Origin of the sequence: Pseudomonas sp. TH39(2020) (genome assembly GCF_016650715.1) — a bacterium.
Lineage (GTDB): Bacteria > Pseudomonadota > Gammaproteobacteria > Pseudomonadales > Pseudomonadaceae > Aquipseudomonas > Aquipseudomonas mandelii_C.
Window position 1 is genome coordinate 208,791 of sequence record NZ_JAEKFF010000006.1, and the last position, 6,210, is coordinate 215,000.

Consider the following 6,210-nt stretch of genomic DNA (forward strand, 5'->3'; position numbering starts at 1 on the left):
GGAGTTTTATGCCCTCCACTTCTAACCCTTGGGTCGGTCGCCGCTTTCTGAATGACCGCCTCGACTGGAACCTGCTACGCACCTATTTGGTGATCAGCCAGGAAGGCAGCATGAGCCGGGCCGCCGCACGATTGCACATCACGCAGTCAGCCGTCAGCCAGGCACTGAAACGGCTGGAGGAACAATTGGAATGTGTGTTGATTGCCCGTAGCGGACGGCGGTTTGATCTGACGGAAACCGGGGAGGAAGTCCTGCGCATTGCGGCGGACATTTACGGCGATATTTCACGACTGGGCACGGTGGTGGAGAGTCGTAACGACGACGTGGTCGGCAAGATTCGCATCCTTACCGTCAGCGGTGTGCAAGCTCGGCATTACGATGAATTTCTCGCCGATTTCCACGAAACGCACCCGAAAATCGAGTTTGAAGTCGAAGTGATGGGCAGCTCGAACATCATCAGTTCACTGCTGCAAAAGACCGCGACCATTGGCGTCGGCCTGTGCCGTTTACCGCAGCCGCGATTGGAGCAGCGAGTACTGTTTCGTGAGACTTATGCGTACTTTTGTGGGCAGCGTCATCGACTGTTCGGGCAAGAGAATCTGACCCTGGAACAGCTCGCGGCGGAGAACTTTGTCAGCTTCACCAGTGACCAACTCGGGGGCAATCTTTCACCCCTGACATTGTTCCGCGACCAGCAAGGCTTTACCGGCAAGATCGTCGCTTCATCGACGAGTTTCGAAGAGATTTATCGCTTGATCTGTTCAGGGTTCGGCATTGGCTGTCTGCCGACGCACCTGGTACGAAGGGATGTCGAGCAAGGTTTGCTCTGGCGTTTGCCGCCGGAAGATGGGGTGGTGGATTTCGATATCCAGCTGCTGTGGAATCGCGAGCAGAAGATGAGTCAGGCCGAAACCGTGTTCCTCGAAAGCTTCCAGCACATGCTCAGTATTCGTGAGCCTGTGCTGTGAAGCCTTGATCGCTTAGACGTGAGGGTCGCCCGGTGCTTTGCTCGGTGTAGCGTATTGCGGCTTCAAGTGACCGTCCTGATCGAGTAGCCAGGCATCCATGATCTGCCGTACCACCGGACCTGCGACGCGACCGCCGGCCTCACCGTTTTCGATCATCACCGAGATGACAATCTTCGGATGTTCGGCCGGGGCAAAACCGACGAACAAGGCGTTGTCGCGGTTGCGTTCAAGGGTTTTCGCCCGGTTGTAGCGCTCGCCTTGCTTGATCGCCACCACTTGCGCGGTACCACTCTTGCCGGCGATGCGGTACTGAGCGCCCTGCGCTGCCGCCCGCGCAATCCCGCGAGCGTCGTGCATCACCATTTGCATGCCGTGGTTGACCTGCTCCCAGTCACGCGGGTCTTTCAACAGGATGTTTGGCATTGGATGCTCATCCACTGGCGCAACACCGTCCACGGTTTTGGCCAGGTGCGGGCGATTCCAGACACCTTTGTTGGCGATCAGTGCAGTGGCCTGGGCGAGCTGCAATGGAGTGACCTGCATGTAACCCTGGCCGATGCCGAGGATCACGGTCTCACCCGGGAACCATGCCTGACGGCGCGTGGCACGCTTCCAGGCTTGCGACGGCATCAGGCCAGCAGACTCTTCGAACATGTCCAGCGAGACTTTCTCGCCGAGGCCGAACATAGCCATGTAGTCATGCAGTCGGTCGATACCCAGCTTGTGGGCCAGGTCGTAGAAATAGGTGTCGTTGGAGCGCATGATCGCCGCGTCCATATCCACCCAGCCATCGCCGCTGTGGTTCCAGTTGCGGTATTTGTGATCGAAGTCCGGGAGTTGGTAGTAACCGGGGTCGAAGACGCGGGTCTGCGGGGTAACGACGCCGGCGTCGAGGCCGGCAATGGCCACTTCCGGCTTGATGGTCGAACCTGGTGCATAGAGGCCGCGCAGTACGCGGTTGAACAGCGGTCGGTCGATCGAGTCGTGGAGCGCTGCGTATTCCTTGAAGCTGATTCCGGTGACGAACAGGTTCGGGTCGAAGCTTGGCTTGCTGACCATCGCGAGCACTTCTCCGGTCGACGGATCAAGTGCGACCACCGAACCGCGACGATCACCCAACGCTTCCTCGGCGGCTTTCTGAAGGTTGACGTCGAGGCTCAGTACGATGTTTTTGCCCGGGATCGGATCGGTGTGCTTGAGCACTCGCAGGACCCGACCTTGAGCGTTGGTTTCGACTTCTTCGTAACCCACCTGGCCGTGCAGCTGCGACTCGTAGAATTTTTCGATGCCTGTCTTGCCGATGGATTGAGTGCCACGGTATTCCACCGTGTCCAGGGCTTTGGACTCTTTCTCGTTGATGCGGCCGACATAGCCGATCGAATGCGCAAAGTGCGCACCCATCGGGTAGTGGCGAACGAATTGTGGTTCTACGTCGATCCCCGGCAGACGGAACTCGTTGACCGCCAACACGGCGATCTGTTCTTCGCTGAGCTCGTAGAACAAGGTGACCGGCACGAATGGATGGCGCGCCTGCTTCATCGCCTTGTCAAACAACGAGCGGTCTTCGGTCGGCAAGTGCAGGAGGCTGACCACCTCATCCAGTTCCTCTTTAACATCGGAGGCGCGTTCGCGGGTGATGGTCAGGTTGAAGCTGGGACGGTTGTCCGCCAGAACCACGCCGTTGCGGTCATAGATCAATCCGCGCGTGGGGGTGATCGGCAGGACATGGACGCGATTGTTTTCTGAGATCGTCGAGTGATAGTCAAACTCGACCACCTGCAGGACATACATGCGCACGACCAACGCGCAGGTAATGGTGACAACGAACAGGGCGCAAGCCATCAGTCTTTTGTTGACCAGGCGCGTCTCTTTTTCGTGGTCCTTGATCGGTATCGGTTGGGGCATTTCTGCTGCAGCTCTTTGACTGTAAAGGGGGCGCCAATCCGTAGGCTTGAAATCAGTCCGTTAAAAAACGAGCTGCACCATACCAAAAACCAGGCGGTCACTTTAGTGCGATTTCCTCTAACGGTTGTCCTTGAGGGCCAAAACGACGATCGGTTTTTTTATGATTCGTGCGTTTAGCTCAAAATTGATATTCCAATTCGTGCATTTTTCTTGAAGGAGGGCCTGTAGATACTGGGTGCATGTCATTCCGTTTTGTTTTTTGGAGTCTTTCATGCATCCACGATTTCAACGTTTACTGGGCTCAACTGGATTTTCCATTGGGCTGGAACTGCCGCTGGATAACGATTGGTCCAGCGATGGGCAGCGACTGCGGATTGCCGAAGACCGGCCTTTTGGTGTTCCGGACCTGAAGCAGCACGCCGCTATGGCGCGCCTCGCCGACAAGGTTGGTTTCGGCGCTCTGTGGGTACGCGATGTGCCGGTTTATGATCCCAATTTTGGTGATGCGGCACAGGTGTTCGAAACCTTTTCCTACCTTGGCTACCTGGCAGGGATCACCGACAACATCATGCTGGGTACGGCGGCGGTTGTATTACCGCTACGTCAACCTTGGTTAACGCTCAAGGCAGCCAACAGTGTTGATGAACTGAGTGATGGACGTCTACTACTGGGTGTGGCCAGTGGCGACCGACCTATGGAGTATCCGTTGTTTGGTGTGGACTACGATCAGCGGGGAGAGATCTTTCGCGATACGGTCGAGTTGATACGCAGCCAAGGTGAAGGACGCTTGCCGGAAGGTGCTCGCCTGTTACCAGAGCGAGATCAGCCAGTGCCATTGTTGGTCGCAGGTCTTGGTCAGCAATCCCCAGCGTGGATCGGTCAACACATGGACGGCTGGCTCGCCTACCCCGGCACACCGGATGAGCATCGGCGCCGAGTGGGACTGTGGCGAGAGGTCGGTGGCGATAAACCCTACATCAGCTTCGTTCACCTGGATCTGGCGGCCAATCCTCATGCACCGATGCGACGCGTACGTTTTGGCGGCAGCTGCGGGAGGCTGGCATTGATTGATGAGCTTCAGGCTTTGCGTGAAGCCGGTGTGCAGCACGTTGGCTTGCATCTGCGTCGTAGCGAACGACCGGTTGCCGAGGTTATTCAAGAAATAGCTGAATACGTTCTGCCAAAGTTTCACTAACGATGCTGCTGGGACCAGGGATAGTCGATGGGCTGTCCCTTGTCGTCACGCCACTTTCCTGCGGACAAAACAAAACCCCTACCTGCATACGCAGATAGGGGTTTCGGAATTTAATCTTGACGATGACCTACTCTCACATGGGGAAACCCCACACTACCATCGGCGATGCATCGTTTCACTGCTGAGTTCGGGATGGGATCAGGTGGTTCCAATGCTCTATGGTCGTCAAGAAATTCGGTAGCCAGGTCGTGGGCCTTTTCAGGTTCACGCTCCAGCGAATGGGTATGCGATAGATTTGTGTGTTTCGTTTCGAATTTTCGACTTGTATCGTCTTCACACACCGCAATCTGGCCTCTTTCGAGTTCACAAATTGCTTGGGTGTTATATGGTCAAGCCTCACGGGCAATTAGTATTGGTTAGCTCAACGCCTCACAGCGCTTACACACCCAACCTATCAACGTCGTAGTCTTCGACGGCCCTTCAGGGGACTCAAGGTCCCAGTGAGATCTCATCTTGAGGCTAGTTTCCCGCTTAGATGCTTTCAGCGGTTATCTATTCCGAACATAGCTACCCGGCAATGCCACTGGCGTGACAACCGGAACACCAGAGGTTCGTCCACTCCGGTCCTCTCGTACTAGGAGCAGCCCCTCTCAAATCTCAAACGTCCACGGCAGATAGGGACCGAACTGTCTCACGACGTTCTAAACCCAGCTTCGCGTACCACTTTAAATGGCGAACAGCCATACCCTTGGGACCGGCTTCAGCCCCAGGATGTGATGAGCCGACATCGAGGTGCCAAACACCGCCGTCGATATGAACTCTTGGGCGGTATCAGCCTGTTATCCCCGGAGTACCTTTTATCCGTTGAGCGATGGCCCTTCCATACAGAACCACCGGATCACTAAGACCTACTTTCGTACCTGCTCGACGTGTCTGTCTCGCAGTCAAGCGCGCTTTTGCCTTTATACTCTACGACCGATTTCCGACCGGTCTGAGCGCACCTTCGTACTCCTCCGTTACTCTTTAGGAGGAGACCGCCCCAGTCAAACTACCCACCATACACTGTCCTCGATCCGGATAACGGACCTGAGTTAGAACCTCAAAGTTGCCAGGGTGGTATTTCAAGGTTGGCTCCACGCGAACTGGCGTCCACGCTTCAAAGCCTCCCACCTATCCTACACAAGCAAATTCAAAGTCCAGTGCAAAGCTATAGTAAAGGTTCACGGGGTCTTTCCGTCTAGCCGCGGATACACTGCATCTTCACAGCGATTTCAATTTCACTGAGTCTCGGGTGGAGACAGCGCCGCCATCGTTACGCCATTCGTGCAGGTCGGAACTTACCCGACAAGGAATTTCGCTACCTTAGGACCGTTATAGTTACGGCCGCCGTTTACCGGGGCTTCGATCAAGAGCTTCGCGTTAGCTAACCCCATCAATTAACCTTCCGGCACCGGGCAGGCGTCACACCCTATACGTCCACTTTCGTGTTTGCAGAGTGCTGTGTTTTTAATAAACAGTCGCAGCGGCCTGGTATCTTCGACCGGCATGGGCTTACGCAGTAAATGCTTCACCCTCACCGGCGCACCTTCTCCCGAAGTTACGGTGCCATTTTGCCTAGTTCCTTCACCCGAGTTCTCTCAAGCGCCTTGGTATTCTCTACCCAACCACCTGTGTCGGTTTGGGGTACGGTTCCTGGTTACCTGAAGCTTAGAAGCTTTTCTTGGAAGCATGGCATCAACCACTTCGTGTTCTAAAAGAACACTCGTCATCAGCTCTCGGCCTTAGAATCCCGGATTTACCTAAGATTCCAGCCTACCACCTTAAACTTGGACAACCAACGCCAAGCTGGCCTAGCCTTCTCCGTCCCTCCATCGCAATAACCAGAAGTACAGGAATATTAACCTGTTTTCCATCGACTACGCTTTTCAGCCTCGCCTTAGGGACCGACTAACCCTGCGTCGATTAACGTTGCGCAGGAAACCTTGGTCTTTCGGCGTGGGTGTTTTTCACACCCATTGTCGTTACTCATGTCAGCATTCGCACTTCTGATACCTCCAGCAAGCTTCTCAACTCACCTTCACAGGCTTACAGAACGCTCCTCTACCGCATCACCTAAGTGATACCCGTAGCTTCGGTGTATGG

At 55.3% G+C, this 6,210-nt stretch carries 3 protein-coding genes and 2 rRNA genes (1 of these 5 cut by a window edge); 2 read left to right on the forward strand and 3 right to left on the reverse strand.

Features of this window, described 5'->3' with window-relative positions; genetic code table 11:
* The first annotated feature begins 8 nt into the window (after positions 1-8).
* Positions 9-968, forward strand: a complete 960-nt coding sequence (locus JFU47_RS08855; RefSeq protein ID WP_201182535.1) for a LysR family transcriptional regulator — start codon at positions 9-11, stop codon at positions 966-968.
* 12 nt (positions 969-980) lie between these two features.
* Here the strand turns inward: JFU47_RS08855 and mrdA are convergent, their stop codons facing one another.
* On the reverse strand, positions 981-2,873 hold the full coding sequence (mrdA, locus tag JFU47_RS08860; protein ID WP_201182537.1) for a penicillin-binding protein 2: 1,893 nt from the start codon (positions 2,871-2,873) through the stop codon (positions 981-983).
* Between the two features lie 271 nt (positions 2,874-3,144).
* Here mrdA and JFU47_RS08865 point away from each other — a divergent pair, with 271 nt between their 5' ends.
* Positions 3,145-4,068 carry a TIGR03571 family LLM class oxidoreductase gene (locus JFU47_RS08865; protein WP_201182539.1) on the forward strand — a complete coding sequence of 308 codons (924 nt, stop codon included), beginning with the start codon at positions 3,145-3,147 and terminating at the stop codon, positions 4,066-4,068.
* Between the two features lie 114 nt (positions 4,069-4,182).
* On the opposite strand, the gene rrf is transcribed toward JFU47_RS08865, so the two are convergent.
* Positions 4,183-4,298, reverse strand: a 5S ribosomal RNA gene (gene rrf, locus JFU47_RS08870).
* 155 nt (positions 4,299-4,453) lie between these two features.
* Positions 4,454-6,210, reverse strand: a 23S ribosomal RNA gene (locus JFU47_RS08875); it runs 1,136 nt beyond the window's last position.

Excerpts from the sequence above, each read along its gene's own strand:
- JFU47_RS08855 (WP_201182535.1), top strand. The coding sequence starts at position 9 with ATGCCCTCCACTTCTAACCCTTGGGTCGGTCGCCGCTTTCTGAATGAC.
- mrdA (WP_201182537.1), bottom strand. The coding sequence starts at position 2,873 with ATGCCCCAACCGATACCGATCAAGGACCACGAAAAAGAGACGCGCCTG.
- JFU47_RS08865 (WP_201182539.1), top strand. The coding sequence starts at position 3,145 with ATGCATCCACGATTTCAACGTTTACTGGGCTCAACTGGATTTTCCATT.